The following is a 19,079-nucleotide window of genomic DNA, read 5'->3' as shown; positions in this document are numbered from 1 at the left end:
ATAAAATGCGCTATTCACCGCTTGGGCGGACCGATATTCAGGTCTCCCGCATCTGCCTTGGCACCATGACCTGGGGTGTTCAAAACACCGAGGCTGAAGGCCATGAGCAAATGGATTACGCCGTCGATCAGGGCGTAAACTTCTTCGATACCGCTGAGATGTACTCCGTCCCACCCTCTGCTGAGACCTATGGCAAGACTGAGGAGTTCATCGGCAACTGGTTCACGGCGCGCAAGAACCGGGACAAAATCGTGCTGGCCACCAAAGTGGTGGGCCGTGCACCCCATTTTGACTGGATCCGGGATGGCAAGACCCGCTCAGACAAGGCCAATATCGTTGAGGCGCTAGAGAACAGCCTAAAGCGGCTGCAGACCGATTACGTCGACCTGTATCAGCTGCACTGGCCCGACCGCCCGGCCAATCGCTTTGGCCAGCTTGGCTTCAACCACGATCCGGAAGCTGAGGAAGCGGCCAATGCCGTGCCAATCCTGGAAACCCTCGAGGTGCTTGGCGAGTTGGTGAAGGCCGGGAAGATATGCACAATTGGCCTATCCAATGACACCCCATATGGGTTGATGAAGTTCCTGCATTACGCTGAGACGCTTGGCCTGCCACGGGTTGTGTCGGTGCAGAACCCATACAACCTGCTGAACCGCAGTTACGAGGTTGGGCTAGCAGAGATCTCAATCCGCGAAGATTGCGGTTGCTTGCCCTATTCCCCGCTGGCCGGTGGTCAACTCTCTGGCAAATATATCGGCGGCGCCCGCCCACCTGGCGCGCGGCGCAGTATGGATTCCCGGAAATCCCGTTACGGCAACCCACAGGCCGAGGCAGCCACCGAGGATTATGTCGGTCTAGCAGAGATGCATGGGCTCGACCCGAACCAAATGGCGATCGCTTTCTGTGATGCGCAGCCCTTTGTTACCTCAACCATCATCGGTGCCACCTCGATGGAGCAGCTGCGCATCAATATCGCAGCCAAGGATGTGACGTTGAGCGAGCCCGTCATGGCGGGGATTGAGGCAATCCACCAACGGCACCCCAACCCGGGCCCATAACCCGCCATGCTGCGCCTGTTTGTTGGGCTTCCGGTTCCTGAAACCGCCGCCCATGCGATCACGGCCTGTATGGGCGGCTTGGAGGGTGCGCGCTGGGTCTCACCTGAAAACCTGCATCTGACCCTACGCTTTATCGGTGACGTGGATGAGGCGGCGGCCAGCGATATTGATGCCGCCCTTGGCCAGATCACCGGTGACCCGGTAGAGATCAGCACCACAGTTCTAGGTCATTTCGGTAGCGGAAGAACCGCCAGGAATATTTGGCTTGGGGTTGATCATGACCACGCACTCGAGCATCTCCAGGCGAAGATTGAGCGGTGCCTGCAAATGGCCAGGCTGGAGCCAGAGCATCGTAAGTTTCTGCCCCATGTCACCCTGGCGCGCTTCCCCCGCCGCGATGGCCCATCAAGTGCCGCGGTGGAGCATCACACCCAAAACGCCCTGATCCCGCCACGGCAAAGCTGGAGGGCTGATCATTTCACCCTGTTTGAGAGCCAACTGGGCAAGGGCCAGCCACGCTATCTGCCCATGGCCGATTACAGTCTTACCGGGGCTTAGGCGCTAGGTACGCTAGCCCCCGGAACACCAAGGCCCTGGGCGTCATCGCGGGCAACCTCGGCCTGCAGCCATTCAATGAAGGTGCGAATGCGGGGACGGGCGGCATTAGCAGCGGTGGTCACCACGTAATAGGCGAAATCCGCCGGTCGACTATCAGTTAACGGGCGAACCAACCGCCCCTTCTCAAGGTGGCGAGAGACAAGCGCAGTACGGCCCAGCGCCACACCATAACCAGCCAGCGCCGCCTGATAGACAATGGCGGAGTTGGTAAAGCTCAAGCCACGGGTCGCATCCACATTTGGCACCCCCAGATCGCGCAGCCACCGGCCCCATTTCAGCGCCGGCTCATCATCCTGGGTGTCAACATCATGGATCAGCACATGGTCGGCCAGATCCGCCGCCTTGCGCAGCGGTGTTTGGTTCAGAACACTGGGCGCGCAGACGGGGAACACCTCCTCCGTCATCAACAGGGTGGCGACCAGCCCTGGATAGTTCCCGCGACCATAGCGCAGCGAGATATCAACCTCGCCACTGCTTGGGTTTGGTGTGGGATACGCCGTGTCGATGGTCAGCTCAATCTCCGGATGGTCAGAGAGGAAGCCACCCAAACGCGGCACCAGCCAAGCGATGGCGGGCGTTGGCTCGGCCCCAATGCGCAGCTGTCCAGCCAGAGGTTCGGCCGCCAGCGACCCGACTGCGCGAGACATGTGGGCGAGGCCCTTGGTCAGCTCAGGCAGCAGCTGTTGGCCGGCCGTCGTCAGCATTAATCCACGGGGGCGCCGATCAAATAGCTGGGTGTCCAAATGCGCTTCCAGCTGTTTCACCTGCTGGCTGATCGCGGCTGGGGTCACATTCAACTCCCCCGCCGCGGCGACAAAACCGCCAAGCCGGGCAGCGCATTCAAAGGCGCGAAGGCTGTTTAGCGGCGGCAGGGCACGGGCCATTGATCACTCCAAAATCCCCAGTTTCTCGTGTAAGGCGAAGATTATCTGATTCACGGGGCAAGAATTTCGCGTTTGTCACTTAGTTTATTTACCCCAACTCTGTTCATCAAGAACGACGCGGCAATCACCGCCGCTTCGGTTAGCTGATGAGAGGAGATTGGTGATGAGTGCTCTAAATCGTACCGCTGTTTCCCACGAGCTTGCTTCCAGCCCAACCCACCCGTTGGACCTGGCCACCCGGCTCGAGCCGGTCTTTGCCCTAATTGCTGTTTGGCAAACCCGTGCTAAGCAACGCCGCGACCTGATGGCCCTGCCTGATCATATGCTGCAGGATATTGGGGTTACCCGAGCGGACGCCCATCGTGAGGCGAGCAAGCCGTTCTGGAAGGCTTAATGACCAGTTACGAGCTCTGGGTGGCCGCCTGATAGGCCGCCCAGCGTTCCTGGTGCTCTAGCGCCAATGTCTGGAAGGTCTCCCAGGTATAGAGACCGCTTGAATGGCCATCGGAAAAGCCGATCCGCACCGCGTAATGGCCAATCGGATCAAGGCTGGCGATCGCCACCTCTTCCTTACCCCTGACAAGTCGCTTTTGTCCTGGCCCATGGCCTTGGACTTCCGCTGATGGGCTTTCCACCCGCAGATACTCGGCCGTGAAATCGACGGATTGCCGGCCATCGGGCAGGGGATTTTCAAAGGTAATGGTAAGGCCCCGCCGATCAGCCGCCACGGCAATCTCAGTCACCCAAGGGCGATCAGCGGTTTTGGTTTCTGGTGCATCAGACACGGGGATCAACCATGGGGAGATCAACCATTACGGGATCAGTCGTCTAGCGGGCGGGCTTCATCGACCAGCATGATCGGGATACCGTCGCGGATCGGATAGGCAACCCGCGCCATCTCTGAGATTAGCTCCTGGGCCTTTGCATCATAGCGAAGCGGGCCCTTACTAACCGGGCAGACAAGGATCTCTAGCAGCTTCGGATCGACCGGCGCTGGCTGCCTTGTATTGGTGTCTGTTGATTGATCTGCTGACATGGTGGCCGCACCCTAATGGCGAACCGCCGCCACGTCATCACCTTCATGAACCGCCATATCGATTAGCGCCTGCATCACATCAACGCGGCTGGCCAGATCGGGGGCTTCTAGCAGGGCCTGCTTCTCCCCCGGCTCAAACGGGCAGATCATGCAGAGGGTCGTCACCAGGCGATCATCGGGTGTCTCAGCAATGGCTTCCCAATCCGCTGACAGGCCGTGGATCTCAAAAAACTGCTGCAGGCTGGGGATGAGGCGATCGCGATCAATCTCCTGCCCCGTCTCGGCAAGGTCGGTGCCGAATTCTTGCCAATTGACGGCAACCTTGCGGAACCCACCCGGATCAAGTGGTAGCTCTTTTTCAATCCGGAACCGAGACAAACCTTCCAGAACAACGATGTATCGGCCATCATCGGTCTCTTCAAACTGCACGATCTTGCCGACACAGCCAGTGTCATAAAGCGCTGGCGGTTCATCACGGCCGGTTTCAGCCGCCGCAGCAGCAGCGGCAATCCGGGCGATTTCCTCATCATCATCGAGCGTCAGGTCATCGCCATGATTATCGGCGGGATTGGCCACGCGTGGCTGTACCATGCCAATCAAACGGCCATGGCGGAAGGCATGGTCAATCATCGCCAGATAACGCGGCTCGAAGATGTTAAGCGGCAGCCGCCCACCGGGGAGCAGCAGCACGCCAGTTAGGGGAAAGACCGCAATCTCGGCGGGGAGATCGGCGATTATTTCTTTGCTTGCTTCTGGGGACATGAGATCGGTGATCAATCGGTCCGTTAACGCTGTTTGTTGCGCATAACATGGCATGCGGTTTTGTCCCCCAACCGAGGGTTTCCGCCGCCTGACAACGATATAGTGCGCAATATCTAAGAAAACAGGATAGCCGATAGCTGACGTCGAAATTTCGATGTCAGGGGGTCAGCCGGGCCCAGCGTTTCAAAGAATTTCAGGAGCTGCTGACGCGCCGCCCCCTCTTCCCAATCACGGTCGGCAGCGATGATGACCATCAGCTCGTTCATCGCGCGTTCCTGCTCACCAGCGCCAAAGGCAGCGATCGCCAGATCAAGGCGCGCTTGGTGGTCATCGGCATTTGCATCCACAGCGGCCTGCAGATCAGCCAATGGGCCGGCATCGGCAGCCTGGCCGGCAACCTCAATCGCGGATTTGGCCGCTTGAATATCGCTATCCATCTGAAGCTTCGGCGGCAGATCCTCAAGCAGGCTGGTCGCAGCCTCAGCCTCACCCATGGCAAGCAGGGAACGGGCGGCACCGGCCAAGGCCTTTGGGTGTTCCTCGTTCTCTTCCAGGACTTGGGCAAACAGCTCATAGGCAGCCGCTGCATCATCATCGTTCAGAGCTGCCTGGGCTTCCTCAACCATCGCATCGAGCGGCAGGGCCGCTGGGCCAGCGAGACCGGCCAGCTTGGTCACAAACTCGCGGATCGTGCTCTCAGGCTGCGCGCCCATAAAGGCATCGACCGGACGACCCTGGAACAGGGCAAAGACCGTTGGCAGGGATTGCACCTGCAGCATCTGGCAAAGCTCTGGGTTCTCATCAGCGTTGATTTTGACCAGCTTGATGGCGCCGCGTGCCTCAGTGACCACCTTCTCTAGGATCGGGGTCAGCTGACGACAGGGGCCGCACCAGCTGGCCCAGAAATCAATCAGCACCGGCCGGGTCATGGAGGCCTTAATCACCGCCTCTTCGAAGGTATTGATATTGGCATCGACAATATCGCCATCGCTCGGTGGCATGGTGGTAGAGCCGGGCGCAGCGGCATCGGCTGGGCCGACCGCTGGCGTTGCGGCGTCTGCCATCTGATCAGCAGCAGTTGGGGCGGCTGGTTTATCCTGGCCGATGATGAATTCCATAATCTGGTCGCTCACAGTTGCAGGCCGCAGGACGCGGGCTGTTTGTTCGATCTAGCAAATTGGCATGGAGAGCCAAAGCTGCAAGTGCTTAGCCGTTATGCGCTTTCACGTTCCGGTATCGTAACGAATGTCGGCTCATGATTGGTGTGGGTTAGGAACTTAACCAAATCATCGGCGCTAACCCCAATGGTTTGGTCATTCACCAACGGGTGGCAGTTGACGCAGGCCTCGCCCTTCAGCGCTTCATCAAGGATGACGGTGACCACATTCTCACTGTCATTGATGGCGCCAAATGGGGTGACGGCACCGGGCCTGACACCCCAATACTGCCAAAGCAGTTCAGGCTTCGCGAAAGAGACACGACCCGCGCCAATCTGTTTAGCCAGGGTGTTGAGATCGACTGAGCGGTGCTCAAGCACCGTGATCATCCAGATCTGCCCCTTCTTGTTCTTCACAAACAGGTTCTTGATATGGGCACCATCGATCTGGCCCCGCATCGCCTGGCTATCGGCGACCGTGAACAACGGCTCATGATGATGTCGCTGATAGGCGATGCCCAGCTCATCCAGCTTGGCCAGAAGGTCATCGGCGCTGGTGGGCGGGGCGGCATCCTCGCTGATCGGGGTTACGGCGGGTTCACTCATATCACTGGCCTCAACGGCATCGGGATGGTTCAATCGAATGCCCTGACTTAAGCCAAGCCAGCCGCCAGGAAAAGGGCCAAAAACCCACTGTTACGAATCGCCTTGCATCTGAAAAGCTACCGTGTATATTCCCGGCTCCGATGGCAGCGCGGGTGTAGCTCAGGGGTAGAGCGCAACCTTGCCAAGGTTGAAGTCGTGAGTTCGAATCTCATCACCCGCTCCATCGCCATCCGAAATGCTTAACCGCCACGGCCATCGCCCAGGCGGTTTTTTATTGTCCGGAATTTGGAAGGTTATGCGGGCGCCGCCGCCATTGAGCCGGGCGTGACCATGCCCCGTTGCTGCGGATAGGGCAGCAATGCCGCCAAGGTGGTTGGCATTAAGCTGGTCTCATTCCTTGGCCTGGTCAGTGCGCGGTGCAAGGCGCGACCATAGGCGATTGAGATCACCTGGCGACAGATCACCTTACGCGGTGCTGGCAGGGTGATGTGGGTCAGGCTGGGCATCCGCTCAATAATCGCCGCCAACGACGAGCTCGGCGGGGAGCCCATAACCACCAGCGGTGTTTGCTGATTTAAGCGGGATTGCCGCGATAGGCGCCAAGCATAAAGGACGTCATCCAGACGCTTTGGCTCAACCATCACGATCACGTCGTAGCAATGGCAGTTTAGCGAACGGCCCATGAACCGGTCGCTGGGCGCCATATCCACCCCAAAACCGAGTTCCTGCGGCAACACCTTATGGGTCGCCTGCTCCTGGGACGGGGTTGGACTAAACGCCAATATATTGATGGGCCATGCCTCCATACTTAAATGATTACTTATTTATTAAAGTAATCAATATAAATATATTGAGAGAATAACCTGTCGATTACCTGAATAAATCAGCTAAAATTTGAGTTAAACATGCAAATTGTCTGCGCGGCCTGAATTGGTTAGCCTTTAGTCGCAATGACCTAACGCGTTTACGCGCAGAATAAGAACCCGCACCCATGGCCGAAAAGGGCACCCTCACCGAAGCCGCCAAAGCGCAAATCGCGGCCATTGTTGATGGCAACGGCATGGATGGGCGCAAGGTTAAGGTTGTTGGTGCCAAAGAAGGCAATGCCAAGATCCGCGGCCAGGTGACAGTCCAGGTCGCCGGTAAGGTCAGTACCCAGCGTCTGTTTGGCGACCCGCCCGACGGCGCTGAGATTTGTGGTTCGCGCCATGATTGGCAAATGCGGGCCAAAACGGCGAGCGAGGATGCGGGCCGCGACCCAGAGCTGCGCGAGCAATTGGCCAATCTGGTGCTTCAGCAGCCCGGCAAAGGCTGGGGCTTCCAAACCGATAAGCTAAAGCTGCCAAACTCGGTCATGTCTTTCGCTTATGTTGAGATCTGCAACCGGTGCCACGGCCAGGGCATGATCACCTGTCCCACCTGTGTTGGTCAGGGCTGGCTGCCCTGTAAGACCTGTAACAGTACCGGCAAGGTCTTCTGCGAGCATTGTAACGGCACCGGCAGCGTCGACACGCCGACTGGCAAACAACCCTGCAATTACTGCAAGGGTACAGGGCAGATGCAGTGTGACCAGTGCATGGGTAAAGGTCAGATCCAATGCCAGACCTGCCATGGCAAAACCCAGATCGGCTGTGACGAATGTGAACGCCATGGCCGGTTTGCCCATGTTGCCGGCGTCAACCTGATCGGTAAGGCAAACTTCCGGATCTCGGGCAAGGAAGTGCCACCACCGATGCAGAAGGTGTTGAAAACTGAGCCACCGACCATCCTGAACGAACACCACGCCGATATCGATGTGGTGGAGCAAAAGGCGACCAATCAGGGCCTGCTGTTTGAGTATGAGGTCGGCTTCCCTCTAGCGCAGGTCAATCTGGCGCTTGGTAAGCGCAAGCTCCCGGTTGTCGCCTTTGGTAAGCGCAGCCGGTTGGGTGCTGTACCACCATTTCTGGACCTCTTGATCAAACCCGGCCTGGGCGCGCTTGAGAAAGCGGCGAAGGGCAGTGGCAATGTGGGTGGGCATATCCGCGAGGCAGCGAAATACCGGCTGTTGAAACAGGCCCTGGTGCAAACACTGGCGGGCAATGGCCAGGTGCCAAACTATCTGCTGGAGAAGTTTCCGCACGGCCTCTCAACCAAGATGGCAAAACGGGTTGCCAGTCTGGTTGATCGATCCTTCCTCCATATCACCCGGCACCCACGCTTGCGCGCGGTTTTGGCCGGGACCTTGCTGACCCCGCTTATTTCACTCGGTCTCTACATGATCCCGGTGCGAGATATCGCGATTAAGATCGCTGGCCACCCGGCCGCCGGTTGGGCGCTTGATGCCGGTTTGCCAATTCTGTGGCTGATGCTGACCTTGGCGGGGATGCGCTACGTCTCTGGCCGCGCGTTACAGCTATCCCTACCTGACCTTTTCAACGAGGCGCTGGAAACCGCCTATAACACGGCAACATCCTTGACACCTGAGGATGGTACCGGGACCGGAACAACCGGTGCAGTGCTGTTGGTTGAGGAAGAAGACGAGGAAGAAACAGCGGACGCCAGCCAGACCAAGACGAAGAGCGGTAGCCTGTTTGGCATCGCCCTAATCGGCATTCCAATTCTGCATGTGGCCGCCATCATTGCAGCAGCCGTTCTGGGCGGCGTACAGCCAGATTGGCTGAGCTTTATCGCCCCATATCTGCCGGTCGAGATCCCACAGCTGCCAGTGCCTGACGTTTACTAACCCCAGGCGCCAATAACAGATTACTGGTTCATCGACTGGAAGAAGTCGTCGTTGTTCTTGGTGTGCTTGAGCTTATCGAGCAGGAATTCCATCGCATCGGTCGTGCCCATTGGCATGAGGATACGACGCAGCATCCACATCTTCGCCAGCGCGTTCTTATCGACCAGCAGCTCTTCCTTACGGGTACCGGACTTACCGACATCGATCGCTGGGAAGGTGCGCTTATCAGCCAGCTTCCGATCCATAACGATCTCAGCGTTACCGGTGCCCTTGAACTCTTCAAAGATCACCTCATCCATCCGGCTGCCGGTATCGATCAGCGCAGACGCGATAATGGTGAGTGAGCCACCCTCTTCAATGTTACGGGCGGCACCGAAGAAGCGTTTTGGGCGTTGCAGAGCGTTCGCATCAACACCACCGGTCAGGACCTTACCGGAGGATGGAACCACGGTGTTATAGGCTCGCGCCAAACGGGTGATGCTGTCCAACAATATGACAACGTCGCGCTTATGCTCAACGAGGCGTTTAGCTTTTTCGATAACCATTTCAGCCACTTGCACGTGGCGGGTCGCTGGCTCATCAAAGGTCGAGGAAACAACCTCACCTTTCACAGAGCGCGCCATATCGGTCACCTCTTCCGGGCGTTCATCGATCAACAGAACGATTAGATACGCCTCTGGGTGGTTGGCCTCGAGTGAGGTAGCGATGGATTGCAGCATCACGGTCTTACCGGTCCGTGGTGGCGCAACCAGTAGGGCCCGCTGACCCTTACCAAGTGGTGAGACCAACTCAATCACCCGTGGGGTGTAGTCTTTCTTGGTTGGGTTATCGATTTCCAGGCGGATTTTCTCATCCGGATAGAGCGGCGTCAGGTTATCGAAATTGACCCGATGGCGAAGCTTGTCTGGCTCATCGAAGTTGACCGAACCAACCTTCAGCATCGCGAAGTAGCGCTCACCATCTTTAGGTGAGCGGATCTGACCCTCAACCGTGTCACCAGTCCGTAGACCAAACCGGCGGATTTGGCTGGGTGAGACATAGATATCGTCTGGGCCAGCAAGATAGTTCGCTTCAGGTGAGCGCAGAAAACCAAAACCATCCTGCAGGACTTCCAGCACACCACCGCCATAGATCGCCACATCGTTGGTCGCCAACTGCTGTAGGCAGGCGAACATAAGCTCCTGCTTGCGGAGGCTGCTTGCGTTCTCGATCTCGAGCTCCTCAGCGAAGGCGAGGAGTTCTTGCGGTGTCTTTTCTTTGAGGTCTTGAAGATTCATGTGCGCAACAAAGGATGATGTCGGTTTGGGAGATTGGGTGGATCGGCGGGAAACTGGCCAATAAGAAACTGATTTCTTTGGGTATTTGACGATCCAGCGATTGGGTAAAACAGGGGTTAACCGTCGCTAAAACGTCTTGTTGAGCCAGCCTTCAGTGCTGGTAATCAATAAAGCCAGGCGGAGAACCCAGCTTGCGGCTCCTTAACATCGCGGCATTGGGCGTTCAGCGCCTTTAACCAGGAACCACCGGACCGCGCGGTTGCGGGCCAGCCATGTTGTTCAACAAACAGGGATTAATCCGACACTATGTCAGCCGCACTGTGGCGTCAATCCCAATAAACCCGCCGATTAAAACGGTTGTACCACCACCAAGATCACAATCAGGATCAGCAGAACCGTTGGAACTTCATTGGCGATACGGAAGAACTTGCTGGTTTTGGTGCAAGTGCCAGCCGCCAATTCCTTACGCCATTTTGAGCAGGCACCGTGAAAACCACTCATCAAGACAACCAGGGTGATCTTCGCATGCATCCAACCGGCCTCAAGCCAGGCTGGGTTCATAACCAGTAGGGTGATACCCAGAACCCAGGTCGCGATCATCGCCGGATTCATAATGAGTTTCAAAAGCTTACGCTCCATGACTTGGAGCATTTCAGCCTTTGGCCCGGTTTGGCCGTTTTCCACGTGATAGACGTAAAGCCGTGGCAGATAGAACTGACCGGCCATCCAGGCAGTCATGGCAATGATGTGCGCTGCCTTAACCCAGAGATAGGGATTATCCATCTGACAAAACCGGTTTTCGGTAGGTGACTAGTGGCGCTGGATTAATCCATTGCCATCATTTCAGCCGCCGCCGCGAGGTTTGAGAAACGGCGGGTAAGGTCTGCCAGATACTCAACATGGCGAATTGGCGTGGCTTTGTTCAAACCATGACCAACATTCAGGATAAATGGCCGATCACACATCCGCATCATGATGCTCTCTGCTGCCTTTTTCAGGGCTTCACCGCCGGCAAGGACAGCGCCGGGATCGATATTACCCTGCACTGGCATCAGCATGGAGAGGTGATCATAGGCATATTTCGGCGTCACAAACTCATCGATATGGATGGCGTTGATGCCGGTGATCTTGGCGAAGTGTTGGTAGTTTTCACCAACACCGCGCGGGAAACCAATGATCGGCGTCTTTGGATGCCGTGCCTTCAATGCCTTCACCAACCGTTGGGTCGGGCGAACCACCAGGGGTTCATAAAGCTGCGGCGGTAATGCGCCAGCATGGCTGTCGAACAGCATGACGGCCTCAACCCCACCCTCAATCTGGGCGGAGAGGAACTCAACCGTGGTTTCAATGATCACGGTTAGCAGGCCGTTAAAGCCGCGCGGATCGCGATAGGCCCATTTTTTCGCCATCGCGAAGTCTTTGGTGCCGCCACCCTCAACCATGTAGGTGGCAACCGTCCAAGGTGAGCCGGCAAAACCGATCATCGCCACATCTTCCGGCAAACCGGCCTTCGCCAGTTTCACGGTCTCGGTGGCGTGGGCCACCCGTTCTTTGATGTTGGCTGGGGTTAGCTTGCCCATATCGTTGAATTCACGAATGGGATCGAGCTTTGGCCCCTCACCTTCCACAAACTCCAACTTCTGCTGAAGTGCGTAGGGAACCATCAGGATGTCTGAGAACACGATGGCCGCATCGGGGTGGAAACGGCGAATTGGCTGCAACGTCACTTCGGCTGCCAATTGCGGGTTAGTCACGAGGTTCAGGAAGCTACCTGCCTTGGCGCGAACATCCCGGTATTCCTGCATGTAACGACCGGCTTGGCGTAGGAACCAGAAGGCTGGGCGTTCGGCGATATCGCCATCTAGGATTTCGAGAAAGAGCTTGGTCGCCGCCTCTGGCTGTGCAGCTGGATCCTCAGCTGCTGCCTGAACAGCATTCCCTGCAGCCCCTTGTTCCCCTGTCGGTACCGATTGGTCGAAATCAGACATCTGAAAGAAATTCCCAAAAACAGCAGATAAACAGGCTTACCACGGGAGGCGGGTACCGGTCTAAAACTCCGTACTAATCGCCTTCATTTGGCCGGGCACAAAAGGCCATTTTTGCGACACCCGGTCAACACGAAGCACCCAACCATTACTAATTATTAATTATAATATGATTTGTTGTTGTTTAGTGGATCCCTGTGGGAATTGGGGATTAACGCTTTTCCATAGCTTGCCCACAGGCTTTTAGCCCTACTTTCTTCGACGTCCACTCATCCCTGTGAAAAGCCGGTACAACGGTGGGAGGCATCCAGATACTGCGGCTTACAGATAGGGTCGCAATCGTGGATGACTGATCATCGGTCGGTGGACGGCTGGTGGAATGTAAAACCGTTGTGCCCGGGTGCCGGGTAGTGCGGGAAAAACCATCCACCTTGGGATAGGGCTATGATAAAGCGACAGTCAGTGGGCATGCTTTCGAAGGCTAAGGCAGTTGAGGCCGCTTTCGCACATACTGTGCCTCTATCCTTCCCCAGAACAATCCCCATGACGGTGATATCCTCCGTGACAGAGTCCACCTCCTCCCCCGGCGATATGGAACAGGTCGATAAGCGTCAGTTTCACCTGCATCTGATCTCAGACAGTAGTGGTGAGACCATTAACAGCGTCGCGCGCGCTGCCTTGTCCCAGTTCGATAATGTTGAGCCGATTGAGCATTTCTGGAACCTGGTGCGCACCGAACGCCAGCTATCCCTCGTGCTTGAGGAGCTTGAGCGGTTTCCAGGTATGGTGATGGTGACCCTGGTTGATGATGACCTTCGCAATAAGGTTGTCGCCCGGTGCCAAGAGCTGCGCATGCCATGCGTGCCTGTACTCGATCCGGTGATGAACGCGCTTGCCATGTATCTGGATCAAGAGCGCCACTCACAGCCCGGTCGTCAGCACTCTCTTGATGAGGCGTATTTTGATCGTATTGAGGCGATGGATTTTGCCCTCGCCAATGATGATGGTCAGATGGGTCAGCGGCTTTATGAGGCTGATGTGGTGCTGCTGGGCGTATCCCGAACCTCTAAGACGCCAACCTGCATCTATCTTGGTAATCGTGGGATTAAGGCCGCTAACATTCCTTATGTCCCTGGCACCCCGCTACCCAACGCCCTGCATGATGCGACCAAGCCGATTATCGTTGGTTTGACCAAGGATCCTGATCGCCTGGTTCAAATTCGCCAGCAGCGCCTACGCATGCTGAAGCAGGATGAACAGACCGATTATGTTGATCCCGATAAGGTCCGTGCCGAGGTGCTAGAGGCCCGTCGCTATTACGCTAAGCATGGTTGGCCGGTAATTGATGTGACCCGTCGGTCGATCGAGGAAACCGCCGCTGAAGTGATGATGCTGCTAACCCGCCGTCGTCAGAAAATGCACGGTGCGGTCGATGAGGCTGGCAACACCGGCGATGAGTAACGCCATTTTATCCGCTGAACCGCTGGTACTGGCCTCAGGCTCCGCATCACGTCGGGCCATGCTTGAGGCTGTCGGGGTTGAGCTGATTGTTCAACCCGCCGCAGTTGATGAGGAAGAGGTGAAAGCCTCCTGCCGCGCGGGTGGTCTGAACGCCATGGAAACAGCGGGGGCCTTGGCCGAGACCAAGGCCAAGCGTGTGGCGGCGAACTATCCGGATCAATATGTCCTCGGCTGTGATCAGATCATGGCTTTGAGCGATGGTGATAAGGATCGCTGGTTTGATAAACCGGCCGATATGGATGAGCTTGCCGATCACCTGCGTGCCATCTCTGGCAAGGTCCATACGTTAGAGACGGCCGCCGTCCTACTCCATAAGGGTGCCAGGATTTGGCATCAGGTGGCGCGACCAAGGCTAAAGGTAAGGCCATTAAGTGAGGCCTTTATCACCCGATACGTGGAAGCGGCGGGGCCAGATCTGCTGAACTGTGTGGGTGGTTATCAGATTGAAGGCCTCGGCCCGCATCTGTTCCAAGCCGTGGATGGGGATGAGTTCTCAATCCGCGGGTTACCGCTATTGCCGCTATTGGGCTTCCTGCGCGACCGCAAGCTGTTGCCCGCCTAAGCTGCGTGGCAGTAACAGCCAATAACGGCCAGAGCTGCGCATCTTTCCTGCCCGCAATTCAGCCTCGGCACCATCACCCCAAAACACGTCACCACGCACGGCACCACGAATGGCACCGCCAGTATCCTGTGCCATCATCAAACGCTGAAACCGCTGGGTGGGATCGAGGGGATCATCAGCATCCAAAAACATCGGCACGCCAAGCGGCATGATGCTGCGATCAACCGCCAGGCTACGGCCCGGGGTTAGCGCGACACCTTCAGCACCGATCGGGCCATCACCCTCAATCTCCCGGAAGAAGACATATGATGGGTTGGTATTCATGACCCGCTGGGCCTCGGCAGGATTGTCGGCCAGCCATTCCCGAATGGATTGAAGGGAGACATTCTCGCGGGTTAGCTCACCCTCATCGATTAGCGTCCGTCCAATTGGGACGTAAGGATGGCCATTCTGCCCGGCATAACCAATGCGCAGTTGATCGCCATCGGGCAGGTTCACGCGCCCAGAGCCCTGAATTTCTAGGAAAAACACATCAATCGGATCGGCGGCCCAGGCTAAAACCGGGGTGTCGGAGGGCAGCGCGCCATCGACAATTTCGGCGCGATCTTCAAACGGGGTTAGGCGACCGTCCTGAACCCGGCCGGCAATGCGACGTCCCCGCAAATCATCCCGGAAACCGCCTAACTGAACCATCACCAGATCATCTGGCCGGCCATGGATCGGGGTCTGGTAAGGACCCGTCTGGGTCAGGCTGCCATTCAAGGACGGTTCGAAGTAACCAGTGAACAGGCCGGTTTCACCGCTAACAGTGCCGGTCACGCGATAGGGCTGCAGGATCTGTTCGATAACGGGGCGGAGGTTCTGATCCGGTGTGTTTTGCAGCTGGTCACAGATGACCTGCCAATCACCCGCGGTGCCGCCAATACCATCCGGGCCAATATTCCTGGTTGCTGAAAGCCGCCCAATCCGGTCGCAGGATCGATTGAGAGCGGGTCGGATATCGGCAATCTGATCCCGTCGCCACCCAGGTAGATCAGACCAGCTGGCGGGCGATAACACCACCTCATCCGGCGTGTCAGCATCCTCAGTGTCAGCGGTCGCACAGGCGGCAAGCGCTGCCAATGCCAGCGCAAAGAACAGATGTTTCATGTGGGGCTTTTAGAGGTAAGGGGGCGAGAGATTACGTGTCGACGCTGGTCTCGATCAGCTTCCAGTTCGGAACGTCGCTGCCGACCGGGCGGGCAAAGGTCCAGATATCGGTGATCTCAACTGTTGCTGGCTCAACACCGCTGCCTTCGTTGGCCGCTTGCTTGCGGGTCAGCTCATTCACCTGATCAGAGATGATGCGAACCGTCACTTCGATCATGCGGTCCTTAATTTTCGCCTCGAGAACTGAAACATCGTGGACGGCCTTAATCTCGGTGGTCATGGTCTCACCGGATTGCGCGCGGTCATCAATGGCGGCAGCGAAGTCTTGGTAGATGCCGTCATCAAGCAGGTCGCGCAGCACTTCCTTCTCGCCAGCGGCAAAGGCCTCAACAATCATGGGAAATGCGGCTTTCGCACCCTCATTGAAGTGATCCTCATCGAAATTGCCGTCGATCCGCTGAACCCGCTCAATCTGTGCGGCGACAGAGATGGGCATATCGTCATCAAGCTCATTCGGTGGGCCCATATCAGCCCGGCCAGGCATTGGGATCACATTGCCATCGGCACCTTGGCCGTCCTGGCTTTGGTTATCGCGCGCCAGATTGCCGGAACCGCGCAGTTCGTCGCCGTCATTCTTTTGACCCAACACGCTATTCAAGCGTGCGATCAGAACGCCCGCGATGATGCCAAAGATAATGATTTCCATGATGTATCCCGGTAGTCGTCCCGGCGGCGTTAACACGCATCACTCACTTAAACTAAGTGTCGTTCCAAACCACGTGCCGCCCGCGCGCCTGGATTAAGCTACTGACCAAAGATCAGCGATATACCTTCTAAACCCATAGAAAGCTTAGCCATCGATGGGTCAATTGGCCATCACCTTCTTGGTCATAAGATGGGGCGTTTGCCGATTACTGCTAGGGTTCGATGAGCAGTCTTATCGGAAAATATCGCAGCTTTTTGCAGGCAAGGGCCCATATATGCGCTATCAGCCCGGTATTAATCCGCCCTCAAAGACCAGTCAAAGCCCCGTGACGGGGTAGATGAAACGGCCATAAACCATGCCCGCATTGATTATCCTGATTGCTTGGCCCCTCGCCGAAATCGCCATGTTTGTTGCGGTGGGCGAGCAGGTTGGCGTCGCCATTACCCTGCTGTTGATACTGACCAGCGCCACCATTGGTATTGCATTGATCAGCAGCCAAGGCCGCCAGTCATTCGAGCAAGCCCGCGCGACGGTGCAGACCAAGCGAGAGCCGTTGGCCGAGGCTATGGTCGGCCTGACCACCATTTTTGGCGGCGTTCTGCTGATTATCCCTGGCTTCCTGACCGATATGGTTGGCCTTGCCTTTGCCCTGCCGGGCCTACGAAACCTGACCGCAGGCTGGTTGCATAGCCGTTTGAAGCATCGGGCCACGGTGCATACGAGCGCGGGTGGTTATCCGCCAGGCGGTCAAGCCCGGCCCAGCGGTGATCCCGTTGTGATTGAAGGGGATTATACGGTTGTCGAGGATGGTGATGACAGCCGTGGGAATACCCCGAACGAGACTGAAGGCGATAAGCCGCGCCCAAACTAGGCCTTTAACAGCCAGCCACCGCTTGAGTTTCGCACCCGGCGCATGTTAGCTCAGCGCCCAATTACCAATAGATACCCAACACACCTCATTACAGGGATGACCTGACCCATGTCCGATACCGCGACGCCAGATACCCAAGATACCGCCCAGACCAATGGCCAAGCTGGTGAAGGCCAGCCAGCCCCAGCGCCGATCACCATTCTGGCGCAGTATGTGAAGGATCTCTCGTTTGAGAACCCACGGGCCCCGGCCAGCCTTGCTGCCGCTGCGCAGAAAGCACCACAGGTTGAGATCAATGTGGATGTGCAAGCGCGCGACATGCAGAACGATGTTTATGAGGTCAGCCTGCGTATCGTCGGTACCGCCCGCAGCGCCCCAACCGAAGAGAAAGCGGAAGCTGAGACGGCCTTCATTCTGGACCTGTCCTATGGCGGTCTGTTCCGTCTTCAGGGTGTGAAAGATGAGCTGCGTAAGCCTGTCCTGCTGATTGAAGCGCCACGCCTGCTGTTCCCGTTTGCCCGTGAGATCATGGCTAATGTCTCCCGCCAGGGTGGTTTCCCACCACTGCTGATCAACCCAGTGGACTTTGCCGATCTCTATCGTCGTCAGGCGATGGCTGCTGGTGGTGACACCGTTCAGGGCACCGCACCAGCTGCTGGTGATGCCGACGACAAGTTCAACGTTTAAGGCCTAGAGCTTTAAGCCTCGGGCTGCTCTGCGCCGGCGAATTCAGCCGGTTGCATCTTGGCCCAGAGAGAATCCTTCAAGCCGCTCACTGCTTTCCGGTGGGCGGCTTGTTCCGTTTCCGGAATAGTGTGCTTGCGGGCAGGTCGGACAGGCTTGTCACTGGCTTGCAGTGTGGTCTGCTCCAACCCACCGCCGGCCGTCTGACCGGCCAGGCCTAGGCCAGGCTCACGACCCCCACGTAGCTCAAGATAGACCTCTGCCAAAAGTTGGGCATCGAGCAACGCGCCGTGCAGTTGGCGGTTAGAGTTATCGACACCAAAGCGCCGGCATAATGCATCGAGGGATGATTGCGCGCCGGGAAACCGCTTCCGGGCGATGGCCAGGCTGTCGGTGGCGCGGGCCATCGGGATCGCACCGATGCCCAGCCGGTCCAGCTCAGCATTGATATGCTTCATGTCGAAGGCAGCGTTGTGGATCACCATTTGATCCTGGCCAATGAAATCCATGAAGGCGCCCGCCACTTCAGAAAAGGTCGGCTTGTCGGCGAGGAAGGTCTCACTCAACCCGTGGATACGCTCTGCTTCTGCTGGCATATCACGCTCTGGGTTGATGTATTGGTGATAGGTCCGGCCGGTGGGGACGTTGTTGATAACCTCGACGCAGCCAATCTCAACAATCCGGTGCCCCTCTTGCGGGTCAATGCCGGTTGTTTCCGTATCCAAAATGATCTCACGCATGGTGGCTGCTCGTTCCGATGTCTGATGTCGGTAATGAGCTAACGACTAACAGCCCGGCTGACTAGCGGCGGCGGAAGTGATTGCGGTTGCTAGGCCCAAAAAGTGGTGGATGGGCTGGGGATTTCCGGTTTTGCCGGGCAATCCCTGGTGCCTCTGCGATGGCACGCAGCATTTGTCGCCTGGCAAAGGCGAAGCCGAGGCCGGTCTGAATGACCCGATCAGCGCGCCGACGTTTAACCCGGTCGGGCATCTGTTTAGCCAGGAAGGTGTTTAGTTTCTGGGCGGTCATCCCTGGCCGACGCAGAACCCGCTGCCGCTGGATCAAGGCGGGTGCTGACACCACGAAAACAGCGTCACAGGCCTGATCGCCGCCAGTCTCAAACAAAAGCGGGATGTCGAGGATTAGGATCCGCGCACCTTTGATTGCGGCCTGGCGCCTGGCTTTCCGCTGTGCCTGACGGACCAGCGGGTGCAGCACAGCCTCCAGCACCTTTAAGGCATCGGGGTTCTTGGCGACGTGATTGCTAAGCGCGGCGCGATCAACCCCGGTCGCAACCGATTGTTCGGCTGATATCTCTGGAAACGCCTTAAGTAGGGGCGCAACGGCGGCACCGCCCGGTCCCATTAGCCGATGCACCGTCCTATCGGCATCAAACACCGGAAGGCCAGCCCGGCGCAGCATGGCGGCGGCGGTTGATTTGCCCATCCCAATGGACCCGGTTAGCCCAATGACCAGCAG

The 19,079-nt window shown here is 57.3% G+C and carries 22 protein-coding genes and 1 tRNA gene; 9 read left to right on the top strand and 14 right to left on the bottom strand.

All coding sequences use genetic code 11. The features are described 5' to 3' along the window. The first annotated feature begins 5 nt into the window (after nucleotides 1-5). Nucleotides 6-1,058, top strand: coding sequence for an NADP(H)-dependent aldo-keto reductase (locus KI792_13930; protein ID MBV6634121.1), 1,053 nt, complete (start codon nucleotides 6-8; stop codon nucleotides 1,056-1,058). A gap of 6 nt (nucleotides 1,059-1,064) precedes the next feature. Beyond that, entirely contained in the window at nucleotides 1,065-1,616 is a 552-nt protein-coding gene (gene thpR, locus KI792_13925) for an RNA 2',3'-cyclic phosphodiesterase (protein MBV6634120.1), read from the top strand. On the opposite strand, the gene gcvA is transcribed toward thpR, so the two are convergent. Next, nucleotides 1,613-2,560: a transcriptional regulator GcvA gene (gene gcvA, locus KI792_13920; protein MBV6634119.1), complete on the bottom strand. Its 948-nt coding sequence runs from the start codon at nucleotides 2,558-2,560 to the stop codon at nucleotides 1,613-1,615. The genes thpR and gcvA overlap by 4 nt on opposite strands. 163 nt (nucleotides 2,561-2,723) lie before the next feature. Here gcvA and KI792_13915 point away from each other — a divergent pair, with 163 nt between their 5' ends. Then, nucleotides 2,724-2,954, top strand: coding sequence for a DUF1127 domain-containing protein (locus KI792_13915; GenBank protein ID MBV6634118.1), 231 nt, complete (start codon nucleotides 2,724-2,726; stop codon nucleotides 2,952-2,954). A gap of 7 nt (nucleotides 2,955-2,961) precedes the next feature. Here KI792_13915 and KI792_13910 read toward each other — a convergent pair whose 3' ends face one another. The 5 genes from KI792_13910 to KI792_13890 form a co-directional block, all read right to left on the bottom strand. Further along, nucleotides 2,962-3,294, bottom strand: a complete 333-nt coding sequence (locus KI792_13910) for a DUF971 domain-containing protein (protein MBV6634117.1) — start codon at nucleotides 3,292-3,294, stop codon at nucleotides 2,962-2,964. An 86-nt stretch (nucleotides 3,295-3,380) separates the two neighbouring features. After that, nucleotides 3,381-3,596 carry a Trm112 family protein gene (locus tag KI792_13905; protein MBV6634116.1) on the bottom strand — a complete coding sequence of 72 codons (216 nt, stop codon included), beginning with the start codon at nucleotides 3,594-3,596 and terminating at the stop codon, nucleotides 3,381-3,383. Nucleotides 3,597-3,608: 12 nt separating this feature from the next. Continuing rightward, on the bottom strand, nucleotides 3,609-4,358 hold the full coding sequence (locus KI792_13900; GenBank protein MBV6634115.1) for an LON peptidase substrate-binding domain-containing protein: 750 nt from the start codon (nucleotides 4,356-4,358) through the stop codon (nucleotides 3,609-3,611). A 113-nt stretch (nucleotides 4,359-4,471) separates the two neighbouring features. Next, a complete protein-coding gene (gene trxA, locus KI792_13895; GenBank protein MBV6634114.1) occupies nucleotides 4,472-5,476 on the bottom strand; it encodes a thioredoxin in 1,005 nt (334 codons plus the stop codon). A gap of 95 nt (nucleotides 5,477-5,571) precedes the next feature. Beyond that, nucleotides 5,572-6,120: a prolyl-tRNA synthetase associated domain-containing protein gene (locus KI792_13890; GenBank protein MBV6634113.1), complete on the bottom strand. Its 549-nt coding sequence runs from the start codon at nucleotides 6,118-6,120 to the stop codon at nucleotides 5,572-5,574. 148 nt (nucleotides 6,121-6,268) lie between these two features. On the opposite strand from KI792_13890, the gene KI792_13885 reads away from it, so the two are divergent. Then, nucleotides 6,269-6,343: transfer RNA gene (locus tag KI792_13885), tRNA-Gly, on the top strand. 70 nt (nucleotides 6,344-6,413) lie between these two features. Here the strand turns inward: KI792_13885 and KI792_13880 are convergent. Then, entirely contained in the window at nucleotides 6,414-6,926 is a 513-nt protein-coding gene (locus tag KI792_13880) for a hypothetical protein (GenBank protein MBV6634112.1), read from the bottom strand. Nucleotides 6,927-7,111: 185 nt separating this feature from the next. Here KI792_13880 and KI792_13875 point away from each other — a divergent pair, with 185 nt between their 5' ends. Beyond that, nucleotides 7,112-8,845, top strand: coding sequence for a hypothetical protein (locus KI792_13875; GenBank protein ID MBV6634111.1), 1,734 nt, complete (start codon nucleotides 7,112-7,114; stop codon nucleotides 8,843-8,845). A 20-nt stretch (nucleotides 8,846-8,865) separates the two neighbouring features. Here the strand turns inward: KI792_13875 and rho are convergent, their stop codons facing one another. The 3 genes from rho to hemE all read right to left on the bottom strand — a co-directional run bounded on the left by rho (nucleotide 8,866) and on the right by hemE (nucleotide 12,110). After that, on the bottom strand, nucleotides 8,866-10,122 hold the full coding sequence (rho, locus tag KI792_13870) for a transcription termination factor Rho (protein ID MBV6634110.1): 1,257 nt from the start codon (nucleotides 10,120-10,122) through the stop codon (nucleotides 8,866-8,868). A gap of 348 nt (nucleotides 10,123-10,470) precedes the next feature. Further along, nucleotides 10,471-10,905, bottom strand: coding sequence for a protoporphyrinogen oxidase HemJ (gene hemJ, locus KI792_13865; GenBank protein MBV6634109.1), 435 nt, complete (start codon nucleotides 10,903-10,905; stop codon nucleotides 10,471-10,473). A 41-nt stretch (nucleotides 10,906-10,946) separates the two neighbouring features. Continuing rightward, nucleotides 10,947-12,110, bottom strand: coding sequence for a uroporphyrinogen decarboxylase (hemE, locus tag KI792_13860; protein MBV6634108.1), 1,164 nt, complete (start codon nucleotides 12,108-12,110; stop codon nucleotides 10,947-10,949). A gap of 588 nt (nucleotides 12,111-12,698) precedes the next feature. Between hemE and KI792_13855 the strand changes: the two genes are divergently transcribed. Together KI792_13855 and KI792_13850 are read left to right on the top strand one after the other, a co-directional pair. Beyond that, nucleotides 12,699-13,568 carry a kinase/pyrophosphorylase gene (locus KI792_13855; GenBank protein ID MBV6634107.1) on the top strand — a complete coding sequence of 290 codons (870 nt, stop codon included), beginning with the start codon at nucleotides 12,699-12,701 and terminating at the stop codon, nucleotides 13,566-13,568. Continuing rightward, the gene (locus KI792_13850) at nucleotides 13,561-14,190 is read left to right on the top strand and encodes a Maf family protein (GenBank protein MBV6634106.1); all 630 of its coding nucleotides are present in this window, start codon (nucleotides 13,561-13,563) and stop codon (nucleotides 14,188-14,190) included. Before KI792_13855 ends, KI792_13850 begins: the two co-directional genes overlap by 8 nt. On the opposite strand, the gene KI792_13845 is transcribed toward KI792_13850, so the two are convergent. Then, nucleotides 14,149-15,339, bottom strand: a complete 1,191-nt coding sequence (locus tag KI792_13845; protein ID MBV6634105.1) for an MltA domain-containing protein — start codon at nucleotides 15,337-15,339, stop codon at nucleotides 14,149-14,151. The two genes, KI792_13850 and KI792_13845, sit on opposite strands and share 42 nt — an antisense overlap. Nucleotides 15,340-15,370: 31 nt before the next feature. Further along, nucleotides 15,371-16,045: a Tim44 domain-containing protein gene (locus tag KI792_13840; GenBank protein ID MBV6634104.1), complete on the bottom strand. Its 675-nt coding sequence runs from the start codon at nucleotides 16,043-16,045 to the stop codon at nucleotides 15,371-15,373. 355 nt (nucleotides 16,046-16,400) lie between these two features. Here KI792_13840 and KI792_13835 point away from each other — a divergent pair, with 355 nt between their 5' ends. Then, entirely contained in the window at nucleotides 16,401-16,916 is a 516-nt protein-coding gene (locus KI792_13835; protein MBV6634103.1) for an FxsA family protein, read from the top strand. Between the two features lie 108 nt (nucleotides 16,917-17,024). Continuing rightward, a complete protein-coding gene (gene secB / locus KI792_13830) occupies nucleotides 17,025-17,603 on the top strand; it encodes a protein-export chaperone SecB (protein ID MBV6634102.1) in 579 nt (192 codons plus the stop codon). Between the two features lie 11 nt (nucleotides 17,604-17,614). Here secB and dnaQ read toward each other — a convergent pair whose 3' ends face one another. Both dnaQ and coaE read right to left on the bottom strand, forming a co-directional pair. Continuing rightward, complete coding sequence (gene dnaQ / locus KI792_13825; GenBank protein ID MBV6634101.1) at nucleotides 17,615-18,340, bottom strand: DNA polymerase III subunit epsilon; 726 nt, start codon at nucleotides 18,338-18,340, stop codon at nucleotides 17,615-17,617. A gap of 61 nt (nucleotides 18,341-18,401) precedes the next feature. Next, the gene (gene coaE / locus KI792_13820; GenBank protein ID MBV6634100.1) at nucleotides 18,402-19,079 is read right to left on the bottom strand and encodes a dephospho-CoA kinase; all 678 of its coding nucleotides are present in this window, start codon (nucleotides 19,077-19,079) and stop codon (nucleotides 18,402-18,404) included.

This window comes from Alphaproteobacteria bacterium SS10 (assembly GCA_019192455.1).
GTDB lineage: Bacteria > Pseudomonadota > Alphaproteobacteria > TMED2 > TMED2 > TMED2.
This window is presented reverse-complemented; position numbering and strand designations above follow the sequence as displayed.

Bases quoted from the DNA above. Each gene is read 5' to 3' on its own strand.
- KI792_13930 (MBV6634121.1), top strand. From the start codon at position 6: ATGCGCTATTCACCGCTTGGGCGGACCGATATTCAGGTCTCCCGCATC.
- thpR (MBV6634120.1), top strand. From the start codon at position 1,065: ATGCTGCGCCTGTTTGTTGGGCTTCCGGTTCCTGAAACCGCCGCCCAT.
- gcvA (MBV6634119.1), bottom strand. From the start codon at position 2,560: ATGGCCCGTGCCCTGCCGCCGCTAAACAGCCTTCGCGCCTTTGAATGC.
- KI792_13915 (MBV6634118.1), top strand. From the start codon at position 2,724: ATGAGTGCTCTAAATCGTACCGCTGTTTCCCACGAGCTTGCTTCCAGC.
- KI792_13905 (MBV6634116.1), bottom strand. From the start codon at position 3,596: ATGTCAGCAGATCAATCAACAGACACCAATACAAGGCAGCCAGCGCCG.
- KI792_13900 (MBV6634115.1), bottom strand. From the start codon at position 4,358: ATGTCCCCAGAAGCAAGCAAAGAAATAATCGCCGATCTCCCCGCCGAG.
- trxA (MBV6634114.1), bottom strand. From the start codon at position 5,476: ATGGAATTCATCATCGGCCAGGATAAACCAGCCGCCCCAACTGCTGCT.
- KI792_13890 (MBV6634113.1), bottom strand. From the start codon at position 6,120: ATGAGTGAACCCGCCGTAACCCCGATCAGCGAGGATGCCGCCCCGCCC.
- KI792_13880 (MBV6634112.1), bottom strand. From the start codon at position 6,926: ATGGAGGCATGGCCCATCAATATATTGGCGTTTAGTCCAACCCCGTCC.
- KI792_13875 (MBV6634111.1), top strand. From the start codon at position 7,112: ATGGCCGAAAAGGGCACCCTCACCGAAGCCGCCAAAGCGCAAATCGCG.
- rho (MBV6634110.1), bottom strand. From the start codon at position 10,122: ATGAATCTTCAAGACCTCAAAGAAAAGACACCGCAAGAACTCCTCGCC.
- hemJ (MBV6634109.1), bottom strand. From the start codon at position 10,905: ATGGATAATCCCTATCTCTGGGTTAAGGCAGCGCACATCATTGCCATG.
- hemE (MBV6634108.1), bottom strand. From the start codon at position 12,110: ATGTCTGATTTCGACCAATCGGTACCGACAGGGGAACAAGGGGCTGCA.
- KI792_13855 (MBV6634107.1), top strand. From the start codon at position 12,699: ATGGAACAGGTCGATAAGCGTCAGTTTCACCTGCATCTGATCTCAGAC.
- KI792_13850 (MBV6634106.1), top strand. From the start codon at position 13,561: ATGAGTAACGCCATTTTATCCGCTGAACCGCTGGTACTGGCCTCAGGC.
- KI792_13845 (MBV6634105.1), bottom strand. From the start codon at position 15,339: ATGAAACATCTGTTCTTTGCGCTGGCATTGGCAGCGCTTGCCGCCTGT.
- KI792_13840 (MBV6634104.1), bottom strand. From the start codon at position 16,045: ATGGAAATCATTATCTTTGGCATCATCGCGGGCGTTCTGATCGCACGC.
- KI792_13835 (MBV6634103.1), top strand. From the start codon at position 16,401: ATGCCCGCATTGATTATCCTGATTGCTTGGCCCCTCGCCGAAATCGCC.
- secB (MBV6634102.1), top strand. From the start codon at position 17,025: ATGTCCGATACCGCGACGCCAGATACCCAAGATACCGCCCAGACCAAT.
- dnaQ (MBV6634101.1), bottom strand. From the start codon at position 18,340: ATGCGTGAGATCATTTTGGATACGGAAACAACCGGCATTGACCCGCAA.